This window comes from Rhodococcus sp. RS1C4, from assembly GCF_002258225.1.
Taxonomy (GTDB): domain Bacteria; phylum Actinomycetota; class Actinomycetes; order Mycobacteriales; family Mycobacteriaceae; genus Rhodococcoides; species Rhodococcoides fascians_E.
In genome coordinates this window covers 195,007-217,764 of the sequence record NZ_NOXZ01000023.1, presented here as the reverse complement: position 1 = coordinate 217,764, position 22,758 = coordinate 195,007, and the positions used below count along the sequence as shown (strand labels likewise).

24 protein-coding genes and 1 tRNA gene are annotated in these 22,758 nt (G+C 65.1%); 9 read left to right on the top strand and 16 right to left on the bottom strand.

What is annotated here, in order from left to right:
• Position 1: 1 nt before the first annotated feature.
• From marP to nth, 4 genes are read right to left on the bottom strand one after another with little or no spacing between them, the layout of a single operon-like run.
• A complete protein-coding gene (marP, locus tag CH289_RS11800) occupies positions 2 to 1,192 on the bottom strand; it encodes an acid resistance serine protease MarP (protein WP_019662953.1) in 1,191 nt (396 codons plus the stop codon).
• Positions 1,189 to 1,899: an NUDIX hydrolase gene (locus tag CH289_RS11795; RefSeq protein WP_019662952.1), complete on the bottom strand. Its 711-nt coding sequence runs from the start codon at positions 1,897 to 1,899 to the stop codon at positions 1,189 to 1,191. The genes marP and CH289_RS11795 overlap by 4 nt, the downstream gene beginning before the upstream one ends.
• Positions 1,896 to 2,555 (bottom strand): TlpA family protein disulfide reductase, encoded by a 660-nt coding sequence (locus tag CH289_RS11790; protein ID WP_094727950.1) that lies wholly within the window; start codon positions 2,553 to 2,555, stop codon positions 1,896 to 1,898. Before CH289_RS11790 ends, CH289_RS11795 begins: the two co-directional genes overlap by 4 nt.
• Positions 2,552 to 3,385, bottom strand: coding sequence for an endonuclease III (gene nth, locus CH289_RS11785; RefSeq protein ID WP_094727949.1), 834 nt, complete (start codon positions 3,383 to 3,385; stop codon positions 2,552 to 2,554). The genes CH289_RS11790 and nth overlap by 4 nt, the downstream gene beginning before the upstream one ends.
• Before the next feature lie 80 nt (positions 3,386 to 3,465).
• On the opposite strand from nth, the gene CH289_RS11780 reads away from it, so the two are divergent.
• Together CH289_RS11780 and CH289_RS11775 are read left to right on the top strand one after the other, a co-directional pair.
• Positions 3,466 to 3,717 (top strand): hypothetical protein, encoded by a 252-nt coding sequence (locus CH289_RS11780; RefSeq protein WP_019662949.1) that lies wholly within the window; start codon positions 3,466 to 3,468, stop codon positions 3,715 to 3,717.
• 246 nt (positions 3,718 to 3,963) lie between these two features.
• On the top strand, positions 3,964 to 4,638 hold the full coding sequence (locus tag CH289_RS11775; RefSeq protein WP_019662947.1) for a Crp/Fnr family transcriptional regulator: 675 nt from the start codon (positions 3,964 to 3,966) through the stop codon (positions 4,636 to 4,638).
• On the opposite strand, the gene CH289_RS11770 is transcribed toward CH289_RS11775, so the two are convergent.
• Positions 4,635 to 5,414 (bottom strand): MBL fold metallo-hydrolase, encoded by a 780-nt coding sequence (locus tag CH289_RS11770; protein ID WP_019662946.1) that lies wholly within the window; start codon positions 5,412 to 5,414, stop codon positions 4,635 to 4,637. The genes CH289_RS11775 and CH289_RS11770 overlap by 4 nt on opposite strands.
• A gap of 17 nt (positions 5,415 to 5,431) precedes the next feature.
• Here CH289_RS11770 and CH289_RS11765 point away from each other — a divergent pair, with 17 nt between their 5' ends.
• A complete protein-coding gene (locus tag CH289_RS11765; RefSeq protein ID WP_094725695.1) occupies positions 5,432 to 6,277 on the top strand; it encodes a Gfo/Idh/MocA family protein in 846 nt (281 codons plus the stop codon).
• A gap of 4 nt (positions 6,278 to 6,281) precedes the next feature.
• On the opposite strand, the gene CH289_RS11760 is transcribed toward CH289_RS11765, so the two are convergent.
• Complete coding sequence (locus CH289_RS11760; protein WP_026347400.1) at positions 6,282 to 6,734, bottom strand: RidA family protein; 453 nt, start codon at positions 6,732 to 6,734, stop codon at positions 6,282 to 6,284.
• A 2-nt stretch (positions 6,735 to 6,736) separates the two neighbouring features.
• Positions 6,737 to 6,904, bottom strand: coding sequence for a DUF4177 domain-containing protein (locus CH289_RS11755; protein WP_019662943.1), 168 nt, complete (start codon positions 6,902 to 6,904; stop codon positions 6,737 to 6,739).
• Positions 6,905 to 6,997: 93 nt separating this feature from the next.
• On the opposite strand from CH289_RS11755, the gene CH289_RS11750 reads away from it, so the two are divergent.
• From CH289_RS11750 to CH289_RS11740, 3 genes are all read left to right on the top strand, one after another.
• On the top strand, positions 6,998 to 8,359 hold the full coding sequence (locus CH289_RS11750; protein ID WP_094727948.1) for a wax ester/triacylglycerol synthase domain-containing protein: 1,362 nt from the start codon (positions 6,998 to 7,000) through the stop codon (positions 8,357 to 8,359).
• Positions 8,360 to 8,424: 65 nt separating this feature from the next.
• Complete coding sequence (locus CH289_RS11745; protein ID WP_019662941.1) at positions 8,425 to 9,432, top strand: ArsA family ATPase; 1,008 nt, start codon at positions 8,425 to 8,427, stop codon at positions 9,430 to 9,432.
• Positions 9,429 to 10,553 carry an ArsA family ATPase gene (locus tag CH289_RS11740; protein ID WP_020110985.1) on the top strand — a complete coding sequence of 375 codons (1,125 nt, stop codon included), beginning with the start codon at positions 9,429 to 9,431 and terminating at the stop codon, positions 10,551 to 10,553. The genes CH289_RS11745 and CH289_RS11740 overlap by 4 nt, the downstream gene beginning before the upstream one ends.
• Positions 10,554 to 10,559: 6 nt before the next feature.
• Here the strand turns inward: CH289_RS11740 and CH289_RS11735 are convergent, their stop codons facing one another.
• Positions 10,560 to 10,883: a WhiB family transcriptional regulator gene (locus CH289_RS11735; RefSeq protein ID WP_026347399.1), complete on the bottom strand. Its 324-nt coding sequence runs from the start codon at positions 10,881 to 10,883 to the stop codon at positions 10,560 to 10,562.
• Positions 10,884 to 11,253: 370 nt separating this feature from the next.
• Between CH289_RS11735 and CH289_RS11730 the strand changes: the two genes are divergently transcribed.
• Positions 11,254 to 13,614 carry a penicillin-binding protein gene (locus CH289_RS11730; protein ID WP_020110986.1) on the top strand — a complete coding sequence of 787 codons (2,361 nt, stop codon included), beginning with the start codon at positions 11,254 to 11,256 and terminating at the stop codon, positions 13,612 to 13,614.
• Between the two features lie 69 nt (positions 13,615 to 13,683).
• On the opposite strand, the gene CH289_RS11725 is transcribed toward CH289_RS11730, so the two are convergent.
• Entirely contained in the window at positions 13,684 to 14,148 is a 465-nt protein-coding gene (locus CH289_RS11725) for a GatB/YqeY domain-containing protein (RefSeq protein ID WP_019662937.1), read from the bottom strand.
• 185 nt (positions 14,149 to 14,333) lie between these two features.
• Here CH289_RS11725 and CH289_RS11720 point away from each other — a divergent pair, with 185 nt between their 5' ends.
• A complete protein-coding gene (locus CH289_RS11720; RefSeq protein ID WP_170947552.1) occupies positions 14,334 to 15,272 on the top strand; it encodes a metallophosphoesterase in 939 nt (312 codons plus the stop codon).
• Between the two features lie 18 nt (positions 15,273 to 15,290).
• Positions 15,291 to 15,364, top strand: a tRNA-Pro gene (locus CH289_RS11715).
• Between the two features lie 131 nt (positions 15,365 to 15,495).
• On the opposite strand, the gene CH289_RS11710 is transcribed toward CH289_RS11715, so the two are convergent.
• The 7 genes from CH289_RS11710 to CH289_RS11680 form a co-directional block, all read right to left on the bottom strand.
• Positions 15,496 to 16,467 (bottom strand): LLM class F420-dependent oxidoreductase, encoded by a 972-nt coding sequence (locus CH289_RS11710; RefSeq protein WP_094709684.1) that lies wholly within the window; start codon positions 16,465 to 16,467, stop codon positions 15,496 to 15,498.
• A 10-nt stretch (positions 16,468 to 16,477) separates the two neighbouring features.
• Positions 16,478 to 17,278: an SDR family NAD(P)-dependent oxidoreductase gene (locus tag CH289_RS11705; RefSeq protein WP_019662934.1), complete on the bottom strand. Its 801-nt coding sequence runs from the start codon at positions 17,276 to 17,278 to the stop codon at positions 16,478 to 16,480.
• A gap of 23 nt (positions 17,279 to 17,301) precedes the next feature.
• Entirely contained in the window at positions 17,302 to 19,080 is a 1,779-nt protein-coding gene (locus tag CH289_RS11700; RefSeq protein ID WP_019662933.1) for a glycoside hydrolase family 15 protein, read from the bottom strand.
• Positions 19,077 to 19,754: an HAD family hydrolase gene (locus CH289_RS11695; RefSeq protein ID WP_019662932.1), complete on the bottom strand. Its 678-nt coding sequence runs from the start codon at positions 19,752 to 19,754 to the stop codon at positions 19,077 to 19,079. Before CH289_RS11695 ends, CH289_RS11700 begins: the two co-directional genes overlap by 4 nt.
• Before the next feature lie 87 nt (positions 19,755 to 19,841).
• Entirely contained in the window at positions 19,842 to 20,315 is a 474-nt protein-coding gene (locus CH289_RS11690; RefSeq protein ID WP_019662931.1) for a Dps family protein, read from the bottom strand.
• A 76-nt stretch (positions 20,316 to 20,391) separates the two neighbouring features.
• A complete protein-coding gene (locus CH289_RS11685; protein ID WP_019662930.1) occupies positions 20,392 to 21,909 on the bottom strand; it encodes a catalase in 1,518 nt (505 codons plus the stop codon).
• 190 nt (positions 21,910 to 22,099) lie between these two features.
• Complete coding sequence (locus CH289_RS11680) at positions 22,100 to 22,756, bottom strand: acetoacetate decarboxylase family protein (protein WP_037164351.1); 657 nt, start codon at positions 22,754 to 22,756, stop codon at positions 22,100 to 22,102.
• Between the last annotated feature and the right edge of the window lie 2 nt (positions 22,757 to 22,758).

The window sequence follows — 22,758 nt, the reverse complement described above, 5'->3', positions numbered from 1 at the left end:
CTCAGACGATGCACGCTCCCGTACCCACCGGCACCGGGGCGTTCATGCTCTGCGCGAGTTCGTCGGCAATCTCGGCTGCGGTCAACACGAATCCGGTGTCTGGGTCGTCCACGGCAGCGCCGAAGACCAAGCCCAGAACCTGCCCGTCCTCGGTGACGAGCGGGCCACCGGAGTTGCCCTGCCGGACGGTGCCGCGGACGGTGTACACCTGACGCTCGACGGTTCCGGTGCGGTAGATGTCCGGGCCGTTGAGGTTGAGCATCTCGCGCACCCGCGCCGGGCTGGCCGTGTACGGACCGCCGCCCGGGTAGCCGAGAACGATCGCGCTCTCGCCGGACACCGCAGGATCGGGAGCGAAGTTCAGAACCGGCGCCTGCAGCCCGGGCACGCGAAGGATCGCCACGTCCTCCTCGGGATCGAACAGCACGACGTCGGCATCGAGGACGGTACCGAGCGAGTCGACGGTGACTCCGTCTGTGCCCGCGACCACGTGGGCGTTGGTCATCACCAGTTCCGGCGCGACGACGAATCCCGATCCTTCGAGCGCTTTCTGGCAGCTCGGCGCGACACCGCTGATCTTCAGCACACTCTCGTGCAGCTGGTCCACGACGGGGCTGGCCTGCAGAGCCGGATCGGGTACGTCGACGTTCGCTACCGGGGTGCGGCCGAACGGTCCGATGACGTCGGGCAGACCCGACGTGTCGAGCAGTGCGGAGAACTCCTTGGGGACCTCGCGAAGCCACCCGGGCGCGACGTCGTCGACCTTTCCGAGCACCGTCGATCCGCGCACGGCACTGGCTACCTCCGGTTGCGACGACGACGTCAGCGGGATGGCGAGCAACCACGCCGCCGCGAGCACCGCAACGGCCTGCAGCCCAGCGCCCACGACGCTGTCCACCGATCGTGCTCCGCGAGAATGCATTCCGCTGCGCAATGCCCGGCCCAGCACCATTCCCGACACTTCACCGACGATCACCAGCACAACGATCAGCGCGATCCCGACGAGCACACGCATACGTGACCCGTCCACGTGAACCAACACGTGGGGGGCGATCAGGATGCCCGCGACCGCACCGAGCACCACACCCAGAAACGCCATCGCCGACGCCACCGCGCCCTGCCGCCATCCCGAGGATGCCGCCACCAGGGCGACGCCGAGGACGATGATGTCGACCCATGTCGAACCGGTCACTGGTCCAGACCCTCCCCTACTGTGGCCAAACTCGTCTCCAGATCACGGATGTCGTCGGTGTCCCAGTCCAGTTCCCACCCGGACACCGCGAGCAGGCCTGCCAGAATACCGCCGGTGAAGCCCCACACCAGCATCCCGTCGACCGCGAATGCGGGGCCTTGATATCCCGCCGGGTGTCGGACCTGGAATCGGTTGTCGGGATCGATCAACGACCGGATGGGCACGCGCACCACCCGTGCGGCCTCGGCGGTGTCGACGACGCCGACCTCGCTGGGGTTGCGCCAGTAGGCGAGCACCGGGACGACGTCGAACCTCGACGGCGGCACGTAGATGCCGGGCAGGGTGGCGAGCGGTTCGACGCCTCCCGGGTCGAGGCCGGTCTCCTCGACCGCTTCGCGCAGAGCCGTCGCGACCGGCGAATCGTCCTCGGGATCGGTGGCCCCTCCCGGGAAAGCCACCTGACCACTGTGTTGACGCAACGTCGCTGCTCGCTGAGTCAGAAGCACGTCCGCATCGGCAGGCACTCCGCCCTGCGCCGTCGGGTCCGCATCCTCCGAACCACCGAACAGCACCAACACCGATGCCGCACGCACGATCGCGCCGTCGGGCGCCGTACGTTCGAGCACCGGATTGGTACCCGTCGTGTCGATCAAGCCTCGTTCGCCACTCGCTGCGTCGACGACTTTCCTCAACCACTGCGGAGTCATCGGCTGATTCCGAGCCCCGCGGACACGGCGTCGTCGATCTCCTGAACACTGTCGAACGGTTGTGGCAGCACCTCGGCGACATTGCCATCCGCGCCCACGAGAATCGACACGGGGAGCACATTCGGTGCGCCGACGGCTGCTGCTGTGCGCCCTGCCCCGTCCTGCACACCCGGCAACGTCACCCCGTAATCGGCGAGCTTCGTCAGCCCGTTCGACTCGTTCCGGTCCTGGTGCACGGTCAACACCGTGACCCGTCCCTGCATCTGCGACGCGTACTCCTGCAGATGCGGCAACTCCTGCGCGCACGGGCCGCACCAGTACGCCCACAGGTTGATCAACGTCGGAGTCCCCGCGAGAGCGCGGCCCAGATCCACCTGCGAACCGTCACCGATGCACTCGAGCACGATCCCGGCCAACGGACCGGACGAGTCGTTCTCGGCGGACGGCGCCGGGCAACTCTGCAACCCGGCACGCTCACGCAGCGGGGCAAGCGCCTCGGCGGTGTCCGCGGACCGCCGCTCCTCGACGACCGGCGCACCCTGCCCGGGCATCCCCGTCACCGGCTCCGGATCGTCGCCGCGCGGCCAGATCGCGTAGACCAACGCCACGACCACCAGCAACGCCGCCAACGACCACCTCGCCGCAGACCCCGTCACCGCGGCCCCCCACCAGATCGTTCCGCAGACTCTGGCTCCACTCCTGCTTCACCGGGTCGTTCCGCAGGCTCCACTCCTGCCAACTCGAGGAGGTGGTCCGTTTCCGGGCCCTTCACGAGCGCCGCTGCCTCCACCTTGTCGGTCGGGCCGAGGCCGTAGGAAGGACAGTCCTTGGCGAGGACGCAGACACCGCACCCAGGCTTGCGGGCGTGGCACACGCGGCGTCCGTGGAAGATCACGCGGTGGCTGAGCAGTGTCCATTCCTTGCGCTCGATCAGCGCGCCGACGGCATGCTCGACTTTCACCGGGTCCTCCGCGTCGGTCCACTGCCACCGTCGGACGAGTCGGCCGAAGTGGGTGTCGACGGTGATCCCCGGTATGTCGAACGCGTTCCCCAGCACGACGTTTGCGGTCTTTCGTCCGATTCCGGGGAGCGTGACGAGGTCCTTCAAGCGAGCCGGGACCTGACCGTCGAACTTCTCCAGCAGGGCGGATCCGAGTCCGATCAGCGAGTTCGCCTTGTTTCGGTAGAAGCCGGTGGTGCGGATGTACTCCTCGAGTTCCGTTCTGTCGGCTTCGGCGTAATCCTTGGCAGTGCGATATCTCACGAATAGCGCCGGAGTAACCATGTTGACGCGTTTGTCGGTGCACTGCGCCGACAGAATGGTGGCGACGGCCAGTTCGAGGGGGTTGGTGAAGTCGAGTTCGCAGTAGACGTGCGGAAACGCGACGGCGAGCTCTCGGTTCATTCGTCGCGCTCGGCGTTTGAGCCCCAATGCGGTCTCTTCGCGTTTGCGCACGTCGAGCGCCGACGGAGCTGTCGATTTCACTCCACAACTGTACGGACAAGAATCTGCAACGAATCGGCCCTGTGTTCTTATCGAGACCTTTTCGGTGTTTACTGCTCGGTATGCAAGGACTCGCCGTAGTGCTCTTCCCTGTGCTCCTGATGTTGTTCGCCCTCGCCATGGAGCGCGTGGAGTTCCGCTTGAGCAAGCTCGGTGTCCGCGAACAAGAAGTGCAGGAGTTCCTCGATCAGGCCAGCACCTCCGAGGTCGCGACCCTCGCGAACGAGGGCATGCCGCACGCTCTCGCTCGCTTCAACAGCCGCAAGCGTCGTACCCCGGCTTCCGAGGAACTCGCGGATCAGCGCGCAAGCTGAGCCCGAAATGTCGCATTTCCGATGAACAGCGGCTGAACAATTCGTTTAGTTCACAACCTTCACGGCACGTCGGTGGTGCCGATCACTCGTTATCCATCTCGGCGAAGTAGACTTCACCGAGATAATTGTCATGTTTGATTACTGACGTGAGCTCGTCGAGCCTCAGGCTCGCCGGGAGCACGTAAGCGAGAAACGCCTTTCGTCGACGCGGGTGACCACGCCGGCGACATCCCAAAAGGAGCGCAAGTGGACGACGTCCTGGCACGGGCCGGCATCTTCCAAGGAGTCGAACCCTCTGCGGTAGCAGCGCTGACGAAGCAGCTGCAGCCGGTCGATTTTCCTCGTGGACATGTGGTCTTCAACGAGGGCGAGCCCGGTGACCGGCTGTACATCATCGTCTCCGGCAAGATCAAGCTCGGACGCCGTTCTCCCGATGGCCGCGAGAACCTGCTGACCATCATGGGTCCGTCGGACATGTTCGGTGAGCTGTCCATCTTCGACCCGGGTCCCCGCACGTCCACCGCGACGACGGTCACCGAGGTCCGCGCGGTCAGCATGGACCGCGACGCTCTGAAGGCTTGGATCGACCAGCGCCCCGAGATCGCCGAGCAGCTTCTGCGCGTGCTGGCTCGCCGGTTGCGTCGTACCAACAACAACCTCGCGGATCTGATCTTCACCGACGTCCCCGGCCGTGTCGCCAAGGCGCTTCTCCAGCTGGCGCAGCGCTTCGGCACCCAGGAAGCCGGTTCGCTCCGCGTCACGCACGACCTGACGCAGGAAGAGATCGCTCAGCTCGTCGGCGCATCGCGAGAGACCGTCAACAAGGCACTCGCGGATTTCGCGCACCGCGGTTGGCTGCGGCTCGAGGGCAAGAGCGTGCTGATCTCCGACTCCGAGCGTCTGGCTCGCCGAGCTCGCTAGCTCTCTCGAAGGTAGGTCAGCTGCGCCTTGACGGACATGCGCGCAGCTGGCCACAACTTCTTGTCCACGTCCGCGTAGACGTGCTTGACCACCTTCATCGGCTTGGCATCCTCGCCGAGTACCGCCAACGCAGCTTTGATCTGCTCGAGGCGTTCCAGCCGGTGCTTTCGGTACATTCGCGCAACCTCCGCTGTGTCGGCCACCTCGGCTCCGTGCCCGGGTAGCGCGATCTTGCCTGCCCCTGCGGCTTCGAGCCGGTCCAGCGACGCCAGGTAGTCCGCGAGAGTCCCGTCCTTGGGATCGAGGACCGTCGTGCCCCGACCGAGGATCGTGTCCCCGGTGAGAATCGCGTCGTCGAGTACGAAGCTCGACGAATCCGCTGTGTGGCCGGGAGTCGCGAGAACGGTGATCTTCAACCCGGCCGCCTCGATGACCTCGCCGTCGACCAACGCTGTGCTGCCGTAGACGAATTCGTCGGAGAACGCGCGGATCGGTGCGCCCGTCTTCTTGTGGAACCGCTTCAACCCACCCGTGTGATCGCCGTGCCGATGCGTCACCAGCACGAGAACCACAGTGCCCGACGCGGCCACCGCGTCGAGATGCTTCTTGTCCTTCGGCCCCGGATCGACGACGACCACGTCATCGCTTCCGGGTGCGCGCAGAATCCAGGTGTTGGTGCCGTCGAGTGTCATCTTTCCGGGATTGTCGGCGAGCAGAACCGCTGCCGTCGGTGTGACCTGTCGAAGCTGACCGTATGCCGGGTGCGCGAGAGTCATAGTCGTACTTTAAGAGCATGAGAATCGGATTGGTCGGCGCGGGTCCATGGGCTCGCGCCACACACGCCCCGTCCCTTACCGCGCACCCCGCTATCGACTTCGTGGGCGTGTGGGCCCGCCGCCCCGATGCAGCTGCAGGGATGGGCGCCCCGGTCTACGACAGCGTAGAGACACTGATGGCCGACGTGGATGCCGTCGCGTTCGCCGTGCCCCCGGAAGTGCAGGCCGGCTTGGCCATCGCAGCAGCCGAGGCGGGAAAACACGTCGTGCTCGACAAACCCATCGCGTCGAACCTGGACGACGCCACCCGGCTTGCCGACGCCGTCGCCGACGCAGGCGTCGGCTCGATCGTGGCGTTGACCAGGCGGTTCGCTCCGGAGACACGTGAGTTTCTCGCCGAGGCCGACGGACGGGATTGGAGTTCGGCATCCGGGACCTGGCTGTCCGGGGCAGTGCTCGGAGGCGAGTACTCGAATTCACCGTGGCGTCGACGCGACGGCGCCCTGTTCGACGTCGGGCCGCACGTCTTCGACCTGCTGGACCTGACCCTCGGGCCCATCACCGGCGTGGCGCTGAGCCGTCGGGACGAGTCTTCGGACACCTGGACCGTGGTGCTCGAACACGAGGGCGGGAAGTTGAGCACGTCGCGCCTGTCGCTCGCCACACCGGTGCAACCGTCGGTCTTCCGGGTGGAGATCAGCGGCAGCGACGGTGTGCTGTCACTGCAGGACCGTTCGACACCGGCGACCGACTGCTTCCGAGTTCTTCTCGACGAATTCCTCGAGTCGATCGCCGGGGGCGTCGAGCATCCCTGTTCCGTTCGCCGCGGGCTCCATCTTCAGCGAGCACTCGACGCCGTGTGACGGCTCAGACCTCGACGATCAGCTCGACCTCGACGGGGGCATCGATCGGGAGCTCGGCTACACCGACGGCGGACCTGGCGTGCTTTCCCGCGTCACCGAAGATCTCGCCGATCACGTTCGACGCCCCGTTGACGACGGCAGGCTGACCGGTGAAACCGGGAGCCGACGCTACGAATCCGACGACCTTCACGACGCGCTTGATCGAATCGACACCGACGAGCGAATTGATCGCCGCCAGCGCGTTCAGTGCGCAGACACGCGCAGCGTCGGCGGCATCCTCGGCCGACACGTCCGCGCCGACCTTCCCGGTGGCCGTCAGCTCACCGGAAACCAACGGCAGCTGACCCGACGTGTAGACCAGCGATCCGGTCTGCACGGCGGGAATGTACGCAGCCAGCGGCGGCACTACCGGAGGTAACTCGATCCCGAGTTCGGCCAAGCGCTCACTCCACGCCATCGCTAGGCCTTCGGGCGCTTGAAGTAGGCCACCAACGTGTCGCCACCGTTGGGACCGGACATGATGGTGACGAGTTCCCAGCCCTCGGCACCGTAGTTGTCCAGAATCTGCTTGGTCGCGTGAATCAGCACCGGCGCGGTGAAGTACTCCCAGATGGTCTTTTCGCTCATGCCGGTGAGCCTAGTCGGCGGTCATGCCGCAGTCCGATCGACCGGACGCTTCGACGGTGTATCGGCCGGGCGTCATGTGAGAGGGTCGAAGCCGTGAGCCGTCTGGACATCCTCGACGCGGCATTTCACTATGCCTCGAAGAGCACATCACGAGACCAATACGTGCTGCTGACCTTCGACACAGGTGACCTCCCGTCCCCGACGTTCGACGAGATCACGGAGTTCATCGGCGTACGTGCCCGATCGATTCCGGACCTGAACAAGCGTCTCGTCGAGATCCCCGGAAACCTCGATTACCCGTATTGGTCCCGAAGCGGCGAACCTCCGAGGATTCTCCAATTCGATTCTCGCACATGGGAAGGCGTCGTCGACGAACTCGGTCTGCTGGTGCAGACGCCCGTCGATGCAACTCGAGCCGCCTGGCAGGTCCACGTGGCACGAGATGTCGAGGACATACCGCACGCATCGGGGCGCGCACTGGTCGTGGTCTTTCAGGTAAGCCACGCACTGACCGACGGACGAGGGGCGACGCGGCTCGCGCGGGCCCTGTTCTCGGTGGAGCCGCCCGACCCTCGTCCATCCCAGGCACGCCTGTTCAAGCCTCACCTGCGTGTTCCGGTGGCGGTGGGAGCCGCTGCCGCCCTTCCGTTTCGTCTGGTGGCCGCGCGTCTTGCCGCGCGCCGCTCACGCCGTACCTTCGAGCGTGCGCGCGGGTCCATCACCGATCGAAACGTCCTTCGACCGTCCATCGTGGGCAACGTCGAGCCCACCGGAAACCGTGTCGCCCATGTGATCCCTTGTGCTCCACTTCGGGTCACCGGGACCCGATTCAGTGTCACGACCACGGCGTTGACCGCCGTCGGCCTCGCCACCGAGCGCTACCTCGAGACCATCGGCGATCCAGTCCCGGACACACTGAACGCGCTCGTGCCCATGGGACTTCCCGAGGACGTGTCGTGGCCCGCCGAGAACCGCGTCGTGAACGGAGACGTCGACCTTCACGTCGGCGTGCCCGACATCGCCGAGCGCGCAAGACGAACCGCGGCGTCGTTGTCCGAGACACGCAGGAACGTCCTCGACCCGCTCCTTCTGCGGTGGATCGAAGCCGAGAATCTCGTACCCGCTCCGGTCTTTCTCGCTGTGGACAGACGCGCACGCAAACATGCACCTCGTGAGCGCACCGTTCACGAATCGGTGACGAGCAACCTGACGGTCGTCAGTGTCGACCGCGGGGACACCGATCTGGAACTGTGCGGGGCGCCCTGTCTCTTCTCCGGCGGCTTCCCGATGCTCGGCCCCGCCCGCTCCGTCACCCACGGCTTCTACGGCCTGGGCGACACGGTCACGATCTGCGTGACTGCGTGCCCCGACACCTTCCCCGACCACGCCCGCTACGTCGACATTCTGAAGCAGGCCGTGGACGACGTAGTCGCCGTGATCAAGGACGCGAGATAGTCGCCGCGACCTCGGACCGCACGGTTCCGCCGAGGTGACATCCGATTCGTCTATATGGTCGTGTTGTGGTCACATCGAGTTTCGAAGGTTGGCCGGAGAAGGCCGACACTGCGCGGTTGCACTTCGTCTCCGGCAAAGGCGGCACCGGTAAGTCGACGGTTGCCGCCGCGCTTGCGTTGGCACTCGCGGCCGACGGTCGGCGAGTGTTGCTGGTGGAAGTCGAAGGCAGGCAGGGCATAGCCCAGCTGTTCGACGTTCCCCCACTCCCGCCAGTCGAGACGCGGGTGGCGTCCGCGGACGGCGGCGGTGAGGTCTACGCGCTGGCCATCGACATCGAAACTGCGTTTCTCGAGTACCTCGACATGTTCTACAACCTGGGTTTCGCCGGGCGCGCGATGCGCAAGATCGGCGCGATCGAGTTCGCGACCACCATCGCCCCCGGTCTACGCGACGTCCTGCTGACCGGCAAGGTCAAGGAGTGCGTCGTCCGCACCGACAAAGCCGGGAAACGCGTGTACGACGAGGTGGTCGTCGATTCACCTCCCACGGGCCGTATCGGCAACTTCCTCGATGTCACCAAGGCGATGGCCGACCTGGCCAAGGGCGGCCCGGTCCGCTCGCAGAGCGAGGGCGTCGTCCGGTTGCTGCATTCGGCCGACACCGTCGTACATCTCGTGACGTTGCTCGAGGCGTTGCCGGTGCAGGAGACGGCGGATGCCGTGACGGAGCTGGAGGCAGCCGATCTGCAGTTGGGCACCGTCATCGTCAACCGCACCGAGCCGACGTACCTGCCGGAGGAGTCGCTCGACGACGCGGCACACGGAACCGTCGACGTCGCCGCACTCAGAACCGGGCTGGAGAAGACAGGAATTTCCCTGTCCGACGACGATTTCGCAGGCTTGCTGACGGAAACGATCGAGCACGCGTCGACGCTGGCAGCTCAGGTGGACAGTGGCCGTCAGCTCGACGAGTTGGATTCCGCGAGACTGCGCCTGCCGATGCTGGCGGACGGCGTCGACCTGGGCGGGTTGTACGAACTGGCGGCAGAACTCAGAGAGCAGGGTGTGAAATGAGCAAGGCTGCAGCGCCCGTACTCGACGTCGAGAAGATTCTTCGGGGTGCCAACTCCCGCATCGTCGTGGTGTGCGGGGCAGGTGGCGTCGGGAAGACGACGACAGCGGCGTCGATGGCGCTTCGAGCGGCGGAGCAGGGCCGCAAGGTCGTGGTGTTGACGATCGATCCAGCGCGGCGTCTGGCCCAAGCACTCGGGGTCGACGAGCTCGACAACTCGCCACAGCCGGTGAAACTGCCTGCCGGGGCGACGGGCGAACTGCACGCCATGATGTTGAACATGCGTCGGACGTTCGACGAGATGGTGATCGAGCACTCGACGCCGGAGAAAGCCGAGCAGGTGCTGGCCAACCCGTTCTATCAAACGGTGGCCTCGTCGTTCTCCGGAACGCAGGAGTACATGGCGATGGAGAAACTCGGCCAGCTCGCGTCCGACTCGACGTGGGATCTGATCGTCGTGGATACCCCACCGTCGCGCAATGCTCTGGATTTTCTCGATGCGCCGCAGCGTCTCGGCTCGTTCCTCGACGGACGGTTCATCAGGTTGTTGATGGCGCCGGGACGCGGCCTGACGCGGATGGTGACCAGCGCGATGAGCCTGGCCCTGCGCGGCGTGTCGACGGTGATCGGTAGTCAGATGCTCACCGATGCGTCGGCGTTCGTGCAGTCGCTCGACTCGATGTTCGGGGGCTTCCGCGAGCGCGCGACGCGCACTTACCAGTTGCTTCGCGAGAGCGGCACCAGCTTCGTCGTCGTCGCGGCGGCCGAGCCGGATGCGTTACGCGAGGCTGCGTACTTCGTGGATCGATTGAGCGGTGAGGGAATGCCGCTGGCCGGCCTGATCCTGAACCGGACGCACCCGACGCTGTTGTCGCTGCCTGCCGATCACGCCGTCACGGCTGCCGATCAGTTGGAGGGCTCGGACGACGGGAAGCTCGCCGCCGCGGTGCTGCGCATTCACGCCGCCCGGGCAGTGACGGCCGCTCGCGAACTGCGCCTGCTCCGACGGTTCACCTCGGCACACCCACGGGTCCCGATCGTCGGCGTGCCGTCCCTCCCGTTCGAGGTGTCGGACCTGCATGCGCTCCGCGCGGTGGCGGATCAACTCACCAGGTCCGCGTAGGTCCGTTCAGATCGCGGCCTGCTGCTGGCGCTGCGTCTCGAAGAAGTCCGACCAGGAGTCGACCTCGGGGTGCTGCTTGAGCAATGCACGACGCTGACGTTCGGTCATGCCACCCCAGACACCGAATTCCACGCGATTGTCGAGCGCGTCGGCACCGCACTGCATCAACACCGGGCAGTGCCGGCAGATGGTCGCGGCTTTGCGCTGCGCTGCTCCCCGTACGAACAGCTGGTCAGGATCGGTGCCCTTGCACCGTGCCTGCGCTACCCACGCAATGCGTGCTTCTGCTTCTTCCACATCTAGCCGCGTCGGTGCTGCTGTCGTGTGCATTGCGGATCCCCTTTGCAGTTCGAACGTCCTTGCTGAACGTTCCAGAAGCCCCTGCGGCGCTGCTTCGACCTCGATCTCCACTGCTCGAAGCACATCGGTCTAGGAGCTGCCCCACATTCATATACAAGTGTTATGTGAATCACACCGTGCTCATAATTTAGGTAAATCCGGCGACGAACGCAAGACGAGAGAGGCAACTTTCTGGTACGACCGTCCCGACCTGCGGTTCCTCGCTCGACCTGTGATCCATTACAAGCAGACGCGCTCCGTAACGACTCGACAGCGCACCCCGGAAGCGGCGGGATCATCTGCGTTTCTGGGCCAGCTGCAGTAGTCCACGTACGCTGTGCTCGTGTCAGTTGGAAAAACCGTGGCGAAGCTCGCCGGATGTTCCGCACTCGCGGGTGCGCTGTTGGCCGGAGTCATGTTCCCGTTGGCAGGCGGGTTCGGCTATGCGTCGAATCGGGCTGCGGACACGGTGGACAACGTGTCCGCCGAATTGGTCGAAGGCGCGGTCCCGGCGGTGTCCACGATGGTCGACGCCGCAGGTAACCCGATCGCGTGGCTGTACGAGCAGCGACGCTTCGAGGTACCGAGCGACAAGATCTCCAACGAGATGAAGCTCGCCATCGTCTCCATCGAGGACAAGCGGTTCGCCGAGCACCAGGGCGTCGACTGGCAGGGCACGTTGCGCGCGTTCCTCACCAACACCACGAGCGGCCAGGTCGAACAGGGCGCGTCGACGTTGGATCAGCAGTACGTGAAGAACTACCAGCTTCTCGTCGTCGCCAAGACCGACGCCGAGCGCCGCGCCGCGATCGAGACGACGCCCGCTCGTAAGATCCGCGAGATCCGCATGGCGTTGACGCTGGACAAGGAACTCACGAAGGACGAGATCCTCACCCGCTACCTCAACCTGGTGCCGTTCGGAAACTCGTCGTTCGGCATCCAGGACGCCGCGCAGACCTATTTCGGTATCGACGCCAGCCAGCTCGACGCGAAGCAGTCCGCGATGCTCGCGGGCATGGTGCAGTCCAGCTCGGCGCTCAACCCGTACACCAACGAGCAGGGCGTCACCGAACGCCGCAACATCGTGCTGGACACGATGATCCAGAACATCCCGGACCGGGCCGACGAGTTCCGCCAGGCCAAAACCGAACCTCTCGGCGTTCTCCCGGTGCCGCAGACTCTTCCGCGAGGATGCATCGCCGCCGGTGACCGCGGATTCTTCTGCGACTACGCATTGCAGTACCTCGCGAACGCCGGTATCAGCCGCGAACAGATCGACAAGGGCGGCTACCTCATCCGCACCACGCTCGATCCGGCTGTGCAGAACTCCACCAAGGCATCGCTGTCGTCGAACTCGAGCCCGACGCTCGACGGCGTCGCCACGGTCATGAACGTCATCGCACCCGGCCAGGACTCGCACCGCATCCTGGCGATGGGAAGCAGCCGCACGTACGGTCTCGACGCCGACACCGACGAAACGGTTCAGCCGCAGCCCTACTCACTCGTCGGGCACGGCGCCGGGTCGATCTTCAAGGTCTTCACCACCGCCGCAGCGATGGAACGAGGACTCGGAACCAGCGCCACCCTGCAGGTACCCCGCCGAGCCGAAGTCAAGGGCCTGGGCGACGGCGGTGCTCGTGGCTGCCCGGCCAACACGTACTGCGTCGAGAACGCAGGCAACTACCCGGCGTCGCTCTCCATCACCGATGCGCTCGCCCAGTCGCCCAACACGGCATTCGTGAAGCTGATCGAATCCGTCGGAGTCGCACCCGTCGTCGACATGTCCGTTCGTCTCGGCCTGCGGTCCTACGCGGACCCGAACACCTCGGGCTTCGACGAACAGAGCATGGCCGACTTCCAGAAGAACCAGAACCTCGGTTCCTACACACTCGGACCCACCTGGGTGAACCCACTGGAGCTGTCCAACGTGGCCGCGACGTTGGCGTCGGGCGGCAAGTGGTGCCCGCCCACTCCGATCGACTCGGTGTTCGACCGAGAAGGCAAGCCGGTTCCCGTGACCCAGCAGGCCTGCGAGCAGGTCGTCGAGCCTGGTCTGGCGAACACTCTCGCGAACGCGATGAGCAAGGACGACCAGGCAGGCGGCACATCGGCGTCGGCTGCGGGATCCGTCGGCTGGACGCTCCCGATGTCCGGCAAGACCGGTACGACGGAGTCTCACATGTCGTCGGGCTTCCTCGGCTTCACCAACCGCTACGCCGCAGCCGTGTACACCTACGGCGACTCGCCGACCCCCGGTGAGATCTGCTCGTTCCCACTTCGTCCGTGCGGGTCCGGCAACCTGTACGGCGGTAACGAACCTGCGCGCACCTGGTACGACGCCATCGACCCCGTTGCGAACAACTTCGGCCCCGTCGAGCTGCCACCCGTCGACCAGAAGTACGTGCGTGGGTCGGCCAACGGTCAGGTTCCCGACGTGACCGGTCAGAGCCAGAGCTCGGCAACCTCGACGCTCCAGGGCGCAGGCTTCCAGGTGACGGTCGCGACGACAGCCAACTCGGCGTCCCGCGGCACGGTGACGGGTGTGTCCCCGTCGGGTTCGGCAATCCCGGGATCGACCATCACGATCTACGTCAGCGACGGATCGGTGCGGGAGGCCCCGCCTGCTCCGGCTCTGCCGGAACTTCCGCCGGGCATCGAACTACCGGCCATTCCGCCGGGGCTGCAGATTCCCGCCATCCCGGGCATCACCGCACCGCGATAAGCGGCTCCGCCGCATGTGAGTGGAAATGTAGGCCAGGGCCTGCATTTCCACTCACATAGGGCACCAGTGTCAGAGGCGGTCTTTGACGGCCTTCGACACGCGCGATCCGTCGGCCTTACCCGCAGCCAGTGCGGAGGCGACCTTCATGACCTGGCCCATCTGCTTCATCCCAGGCCGTTCGCCGATTTCTTCGGCCACCTGGGCGATGGCGGTGTCGGCGACATCGGCCAATTCGGCGTCCGTGAGCGGCGTCGGCAGGTATTCGTCGATGATCTGCGCTTCCGCGCGCTCGTTCGCTGCGAGCTCTCCGCGGCCGTTCTCGGTGTAGATCTCGGCGGATTCGCCGCGCTTCTTCGACTCCTTGGCAAGGACTTTCAGTACCTGCTCGTCGGTCAGATCGTGCGCTTCCTTGCCGGAGACCTCCTCGGTCTGGATCGCGGCGAGAAGCATACGGATCGTGGCCGTGCGGAGCTTGTCCTTGGCCTTCATGGATGTGGTCAGGTCGGCTCGGAGCTGGGATTTCAGTTCGGACATGTACCAGAACGCTACGCGGGCGCCGTCCGCATCCGCACGTCGATTACCTGTACTGACGTATCGTGGGAAACGTGTCCGTGAAAAACAATGCTTGGACCCTCCCGTTCGCCCCGCAGTCGCAGCTCGCATCCGACGCTCTCCGTGCCGCCGCGACACGCGCCCGTGCCAACGCGGAGCAGGCGCCGTTGCAGACGGCAGCCCTGGCCACGGCCGGTGCTGCAGCGCTCGGCCTCGGGTACGCGACGCTCATCGAGCGCAACGCCTTCGCTCTCCGCGAAGCCACGATGGCTGTCCTCGAGCCGGGATCGGCATCGCTGCGTGTTCTGCACATCAGCGATCTGCACATGATGCCGAATCAGCGGCTCAAGCAGAACTGGCTGCGGGAGCTCGACCGGCTCGAACCCGACCTGGTCGTCAACACCGGCGACAACCTGTCGCATCCGAAGTCCGTCCCCGCCGTCGTCCAGGCTCTCGGCCCGCTCCTGTCCAGGCCTGGCCTGTTCGTGTTCGGCAGCAACGACTACTTCGCGCCCAAGCCGAAGAACCCGCTGAAGTACTTCAAGAAGAACCACAAGCGCGTTCTGGGTGAATCACTCCCCTGGCGCGACCTCCGAGCAGCGTTCTCCGAGCGTGGCTGGCACGACGTCACCCACGTCCGTCGCGAACTCGAGATCGCGGGCGTGCGCATCGCGTCCGCCGGAGTCGACGATCCTCATTTGAAGCGCGATCGCTACGAGACCATCGCCGGCCAACCCAATCCACTGGCGGACCTGCGGCTCGGTATCACGCACTCCCCCGAACCGCGGGTTCTCGACAAGTTCGCCGAGGACGGCTACGACCTCGTTCTCGCTGGACACACCCACGGCGGTCAGCTGTGCCTTCCGTTCTACGGCGCTCTGGTTACCAACTGCGAGATCGACCGATCACGTGTGAAGGGCCCGTCGAAGTGGGGCGCGCACACGCAGCTGCACGTCTCGGCCGGAATCGGTACGTCGCCGTACGCGCCTGCACGTTTCTGCTGCCGCCCCGAAGCGACACTGCTGACACTCACTCCAGCACCCCGAAAGGGCCCAAAAGAGGGGTCCGACGAGGGCGTTTCGCGTTCCGAGGCAGTCGTAAGCTAGACTTCTGCGTGCGGTACACGGGGTGTGGCGCAGCTTGGTAGCGCGCTTCGTTCGGGACGAAGAGGTCGTGGGTTCGAATCCCGCCACCCCGACAGCAAAGACCCTGATTCGGTTCACGAATCAGGGTCTTTTTGTTGTCTGCGTACTTCCGTTTCGAGACCGAATGTGCCGTTCGGTCACTTGAAGTGACCGAACGGCACGTTCGGTCCGGAACCGGGGGAACCTAGCTCGATGCGGCGCGCAGTTTCTCCAGCAACGGGCCTGCGGCTTCGGCGAGGAAGCGTTCCTGGGTTTCGTCGCCGACCTGGACGAGGGCGATGTCGGTGAAGCCGGCTTCCCAGTAGGGCTTGACGGCCTCGACGATGGCGTCGAGGTCGGGGCCGCAGGGGATGGTGTCGGCTACGTCTTCTTTGCGGACGAATTGTGTTGCGCCTGCGAAGCCTGCGGTGGTGGGGAGGTCTGCGTTGACGGCCCAGCCTCCGGCGAACCAGCGGAATCGGTCGTGGGCGCGGTCGATGGCGGCGTCCTTGTCCGGGTCCCAGGAGATGGGGATCTGGCCGATGGTGCGTGATGGTCCGTCGTGGTGGTCGACCCAGCCTTTCACGAGGTCTGCGTTGGGCTCGACGGCGATGAGGTGGTCGGCGTAGGGCGCGAATCGGGCGATGGATTTTTCACCGGACACGGCGACGCCGATGGGTACGCCGCCTTCGGGTAGGTCCCAGATGCGTGCGGAGTCGACGCGGAAGTGCTTGCCTTCGTAGGTCACCAAGCCGCCTGCGTGGAGTTTGCCGATGATGTCGAGTGCTTCGGCGAACATGTCCTGGCGCTTGTCGATGGACGGCCAGCCTTCGCCGACGACGTGTTCGTTGAGGTTTTCGCCGCTGCCGAGGCCGAGGGTGAAGCGTCCGTCGGCGAGGATCTGGAGGGTTGCGGCTTTCTGTGCGACGACGGCGGGGTGGTACCGGATGATGGGGCACGTCACGTAGGTCATGAGCTCGACGCGTTCGGTGGCCTGTGCGACGGCTCCCAGCGTGGTCCAGGCGTACGGTGCGTGGCCCATGGAGGACAGCCATGGTGAGTAGTGGTCGCTTGCCACCTCGAAGTCGAAGCCGACGTTCTCGGCGCCGACGGCGTACTTCACGAGCTCTTTGGGGCCGCTCTGTTCGGTCATGAGGGTGTAGCCGAAGTTGGTCATGGTGCCTCCTCTAGATGGTTGCGACGGACCCGGAGTCCACGCGGTAGTTGGTGCCGTTGACGAAGGATGCGCGTTCCGAGCAGAGGAACACGACGACGGATGCGACCTCGTCGGGTTCGCCGCGTCGTTTCAGTTCCATGAAGGGTCGTTCCTCGTCGAGGAAGGTCTCGATTGCTTCGTCGCGGTCGGTGCCGCGTTCGTCGGCACGTTTGTCCATCATCTTGTCCGTCATCGGGGTGTGGATGAAGGCGGGCGAGACCGCATTGACCAAAATACCTTCGGATGCATAGGTTTTGGACAGTCCTTTGGTCAGCGACAGGATTCCTGCCTTCGATGCGCAGTACGGCAGTTCGTCGATGTAGGGCTGCTCGGCGTCCTCGGATGCGAGCAGAACGATGCGTCCCCACCCACCGCGCCGCAGTGCGGGCAGGAAGGCTCGGACCACCCGCACCGGCCCGAGCAGGTCGGTTTCGACGGTGCTGGCCCATCCTTCGTCGTCGATTTCGTGGAAGAGTCCTTGCGCGCCGGTCACTCCCGCGGATTGAACGAGTATGTCGATGTCGCCGACCGCCGCTGCTGTCTTCCGGGCGAGTTCGGCGACACTGTCGGCGTCGGTCACGTCGGCGGCGAAGGCGAACAATTTGTCCGGGGCGGCGTCGAGTTCGGCTGCTGCTTTCGTCAGCGTCTCTTCGTCCCGGTCGGTGACCACGACCGTGACTCCTTCTTGGAGAAGCAATCGAGCTGTGTGCCAACCGATGCCGGAGTCCGCCCCTGTCACGACCGCAACGCGGCCTTCGATTCCCAGATCCATGTGTGCGTCCTCGTTCCTACGAGTCAGTTCGTTGCGTCGTGCGAATGCGCAATCGTCAGCGCTGCGTTCACCAGGGCCAGGTGGCTCAAGCCCTGCGGGAAGTTACCCAGAAACGACCCGTCCGAAGCATCGATCATCTCGCTGTAGAGACCGACGTCGTTGGACGTCTCGACGAGTTGGTCCATCAGTTCGGATGCTTCGGCGTCGCGTCCGACACAGGCGAGCGCCGAGACGCGCCAGAAGCCGCACGCGACGAACGTGGCCTCCTCCTTGTCGACGCCGCTGTATCGGTAGAGATGTGGACCGACGCCGAGCTCACGGCCCAACGCATCGATGGTCGACGAAAGCCGTTCTCCCCGATCGAAATCCATCTCCGCGGCCAGTAGCACCGAGGCGTCGAGACCGTCTGCTCCCGGGTAGGCGAGGTAGGCCTGTCGTTCTTCGGACCAGCATTCCTCCTCGACGTAGCGCCTGATGCGCCCGCGTTCGGCGCGCCACCTGTCGGCGACGCCGGGGATCTGCCCCTCTTCGGCGAGGTGGACTGCGCAGTCGAGCGCTTGCCAGCAGCCCAGTTTGGAGCTGGTGTAGTGCTGTTCGTCCTCGAGTTCCCAGATTCCGGCGTCGCGGCGCTGCCAGGAGTCGCAGGCTTCGTCGGCGATGGTGGCCAGCAGTCTGCCGGTTTCGGCGTCGAGTACGTTGCCTGCGTCCACGTACAACCGCACGATCGCGAACAGGTCTCCGAAGATCCCCAGCTGCAACTGATCTGCGGCGGCGTTGCCGTTGACGACGGGTCCGACGCCGCGCCATCCCGGCACGTCGGGTTGTTCGGTGCCGCCGGGGAGTTCGCCACCGAGCGTGTAGAACACGTTGACGAGAGGATCGTTGAGCCGGATGACCTTCAGCAGCCAGGCCACTGCGGCGTGTACTTCTTCACGTAGACCGAACCTGATGAGCGCTCGGATCGTGTACGCGGTGTCGCGGACCCATGCGTAGCGGTAGTCCCAGTTCTTGCCACCGGTCCTGTTCTCCGGCAGGGACGTCGTCGCGGCTGCGGCTATTGCACCGGAGGGACTGTGCAGCAACAGTTTCAGAGCAAGGGCACTGCGTGCTACGTGCTCTTTCCACGGTCCGTCGTAGTGGAATTCGTCGGACCACATCCTCCAGTTGCCGACGGTGCGGTCGATACCTTCGTCGACCTTGATGGGCTCGGGCAGATGCAGCGGTTCGTTCTCGGTGCCGACCAGCCCGATCAGGTGACGTGATCCGGGCGCCGTCGTGAACGTGCCGTCGATGATCTGGTCTCCGACGGTCACGTCGTCCGCCTCGAGGGTGCGAACGGCCATCGTCAGGCCGTCGGCGCGGAGCACGGTGCCGTGCTGGGTGTCGTACGCCCACGGGGACGCGATACCGAGCATGGTTCCCGGGGCTACCTTCCACGCCATGTCGACGGTTCCCTGCACACCGTCGATGCGACGTCCGAGTTCCACCCAGGGCAGCCTGCCGGCCACCCCGGTGTTGAGCGAGTCGGTGACGCGGACAGTTCCCGTGTCGGTCGTGTACAACGTCGTCAGCACGTTGGTTCCCTCGACGAATTCACGCTCTACGGAGAAGGGTTCGACGGGGGCGAGCGCGAAGGTGCCGCCGTGCTCGGCGTCCAGGACGGCGGCGAACGGGGGCGGCGAGTCGAGGTTGGGGATGGGAAGCCAGTCGATTCGGCCGTCGTCGGCGATCAGGGCGACCGTCCGTCCGTCTCCGATCGCTGCGTAGTCTTCGATTGCTGCGTAGCCGTCCTGACGACTCATACGGCGGTCAACCTCGCGATGGGGCTGTCGGTCAGTTGTTCGACGAGGTCCGCCGGGTCCTCGTAGACCGCTTCTGCGCCGGCCGCGCGTAATTCGGCGTCGGGTACTCCTCCGCACCGGACGCCGATTCCTGCCACTCCGACGCGTCTGGACGCCTTCATGTCCCACACGCTGTCGCCGATCATGACCGCTCCGCGGGCTTCGACGCCTGCGCGTTGCAGAGCGACGTCGACGATCTCGGGGCTCGGCTTGGCCACGTCGGCGTCCTCGGACGAAGTCACGACGGACACGATGTCCTCGACATCGAGGAGGTCACGGAGGTGGGCGAGTTCGTTCTCGGGTGCCGACGTGGCCAGTACGACGGTCAGGCCTGCATCGTCGATGCGCTGCAGCAACTCTCGCGCGCCGGGCAGAATTTGCAGCCGCGCGATCGCTTGCTGGTAGTAGCTGGTGTGCAAATCCTTCGCTTCGAGTGCTGCGGCACTGTCGGAGGACCCGACGAGCGATTCGAGTAGCTTGTCGCCGTCCATGCCGATGCACCGGTGGATCCTCCACGACGGGACGGTCACCCCGGCGTCGGCGAACGCTCTGGACCACGCGTCCACGTGAACGTAGTTGGAGTCCACCAGGGTGCCGTCGATGTCGAACAGGACTGCGCCTGAAGTCGAAGTCATTGCCTACGGCTACCCGAGTCGTACCGGGGTGAAACGTGAGCAGGCCCCCTTCCCGATGGGGAAGAGGGCCTGCTCACAGGGTTGCGGTCAGTCGACCTGCGCTTGCCACATCCAGTGCAGTTGCTCCAGACGGGCGGTGATGGCGATGAGCAGATCCTGCGTCACGGGATCTGCGGCCTCGGTGTCCGCGATGCGTCCTCGGAGCCGATCCACCACTGCGGCAAGGTTGTCCACCACGGCGGCGATCACTTGCTCGTCCTTGGTCCAGCCTTCACCGAATCCCTTGGTGCCTGCTGTGGCCGACACCGTGGCCGAGCGTCCGTCCGGGCTGACTCCGATCGCCGTTGCACGTTCGGCGGCCTCATCGGTGAAGTCCCGTGCTGCGGTGACGAGTTCGTCCAACGCGAGGTGCACCGAACGGAAGTTCTTGCCGATGACGTTCCAGTGCGCCTGCTTCGCGATGAGGGACAGGTCGATCAGGTCGACGACGGTGCCCTGCAGGGCATCTCCGGCAATCTTCTGCTGACCTGCATCGAGAGTGCTGCTGATGGGGTTGGTCATGAGTGCGCCTCCTACGTTCTCAACGGTCGCTCGGCTCAACGGCCCGGACGTGGACGATGTTCCCGATTGTGACGCGTCAGACCTTCTCGGCCTCGTCGCCGGGGGTGGTCGGCGATTGACTGGTCGTCGGCGCTGCGTCACTCTGGCCTGCGCGCACACCTTCCTCGACCTTCTTGCCGAGGTCGGGGTCGACGTTCGTCCAGTACTCGAAGACGCGTTGCAGCACGGGCTCGGTCACTCCGTTGAGTGCGTGGCCGACGATGTTGCCCGCCAGACGCTCTCGCTGATCGTCGTCCATGACCTCGCGGACGAGGATGCCGGCCTGTGCGAAGTCACTGTCCTCGGGATGCTCGATGTATCCGGTGCGGACGAAACGTGGCTCGAAGTCCCACGATCCGTCGTCTCCGTACTTCGCGGTGTCCGCGTGCGGGCCGCCGTACGAGTTGGGTGCGTACACCGGAGTGTCGGCGGAGTTGAACGAGTACCGCATCGACCCTTCCTTGGAGTAGGAGTTGACCTGGGCCTTGGGTGCGTTGACCGGCAGCTGCGCGTAGTTGGTGCCGATGCGGTAACGGTGCGCGTCGGCGTAGGAGAAGATGCGTCCGAGCAGCATCTTGTCCGGGCTGGCGGCGATTCCCGGTACCAGGTTCGACGGTTCGAACGAGCTCTGCTCGATCTGCGCGAAGAAGTTCTCCGGGTTGCGGTTCAGGGTCAGCTTGCCGACCTTGATCTTCGGGTAGTCCTTCTGCGACCACACCTTCGTGAGGTCGAAGGGGTTGTACTTGTAGCCCTCGGCCTCGTCGTACGGCATGACCTGGATGTAGAAGTCCCAGCTCGGGAAGTCGCCTTCGGAGATCGCACCGAACAGGTCCTGACGATGGTGATCGGGGGAGGTTCCCGCGAGCTCGTCGGCCTTCTCCTGGGTCAGGAAGTCGATGCCCTGGTTGGTCTTGAAGTGGAACTTCACCCAGGAACGCTCGCCGGCGTCGTTGATGAACTGGTACGTGTGCGAGCCGAAGCCGTCCATGTGGCGGTAGCTCTTGGGGATACCCCGGTCACCCATGAGCCAGGTGACCTGGTGGGCGGACTCGGGTGAGAGCGTCCAGAAGTCCCATTGCATGTTGTGGTCGCGCAGCCCGGAGTCCGGCATGCGCTTCTGGCTGCGGATGAAGTCCTGGAACTTGATGGGATCCTTGACGAAGAACACCGGGGTGTTGTTTCCGACGAGGTCCCAGTTGCCTTCGGTGGTGTAGAACTTCAGCGCGAATCCGCGCGGGTCCCGCCAGGTGTCCGGGCTTCCCTGCTCACCGGCGACGGTGGAGAATCGGGCGAGCGCTTCGGTCTTGACGCCCTTCTGCAGGGCGGCGGCCTTGGTGTACTTCGAGATGTCCTCGGTGATTTCGAGGACTCCGAACGCACCCGCACCCTTGGCGTGCACGACGCGCTCGGGGACACGCTCACGGTTGAACTGAGCCATCTTCTCGATGAGGTAGTGGTCCTGAAGAAGGATCGGGCCTTGTGTTCCTGCCGTCAACGACTGGTCGTCGCTGGGTACGGGGATTCCGGAGTTGCTGGTGGTGGCCGGTTCTGTCATTCGGGCTGCCTCCTGAGAGATTCACTGAGGACAGTCGGAGGGGCTGGCTCCGACTGCCATGGCTGTACTCGGAACGTCTATCACGCTCGTATAACCGGTCTGCGTGTTTTCGAACCTGTTCGGGCCATTTTTTTGAATCAGTCAAAAGACGCGAGTGGTGCCAGCGGGAACGACCGGATGACACCGGCCGTCAGACTTCGATGTCACCCACCAGCCGCGATGCACCTGTCGACATGGTCCCGGACACGATCTGGAGGCCGAAGTGGGAACCGGGACGCAGCCAGTCCCCCAGCGACGGTCCTGTCGCGCCGACCTGCACGCGGCACAGTCTCGCCTTGCCCTTCAGCGAGGCGCCGGCCAGGGAGACTTCCTCGTCGACGGGTTGCGCGAAGCCGAGACCGCCCCGAATCGGGAACCGCGGCCCGACGGCTCGTGCGGCGACGTCGACAGTCCATCCGTCGCCGCTGGCCGTCGATGTCCCCAGCACGTCACCGCCGAAGTGTGCGAGCACCTTGGGGAGGTTCCAATGTGTGCGTCCTCCGTGCACGGATGTCTCGGAGTCGACGGCGATGAACGGCACGGCCATGCGAGGCATCGCGCCGATGAGCTTCCCCGGCCGCCGCAGGACCGGGCTGGCGAGGATCTCTCGGTACGGGCCGACCGGTGAATCCAGATAGTCGACGACCATGGCCATGGTCACCGGCAGATCTTTCTGCGGAAGCAGTGCGCGTCCTTCGTCGGTCGCGCGATGCCACCAGATCGTGGCGCGTACCGACGCAGGCCACGGCGGTGGCGGGCTCTGCGGCCACTCGGTTCTGGGTGACTCGGATTCACTGACGCTCCACATGG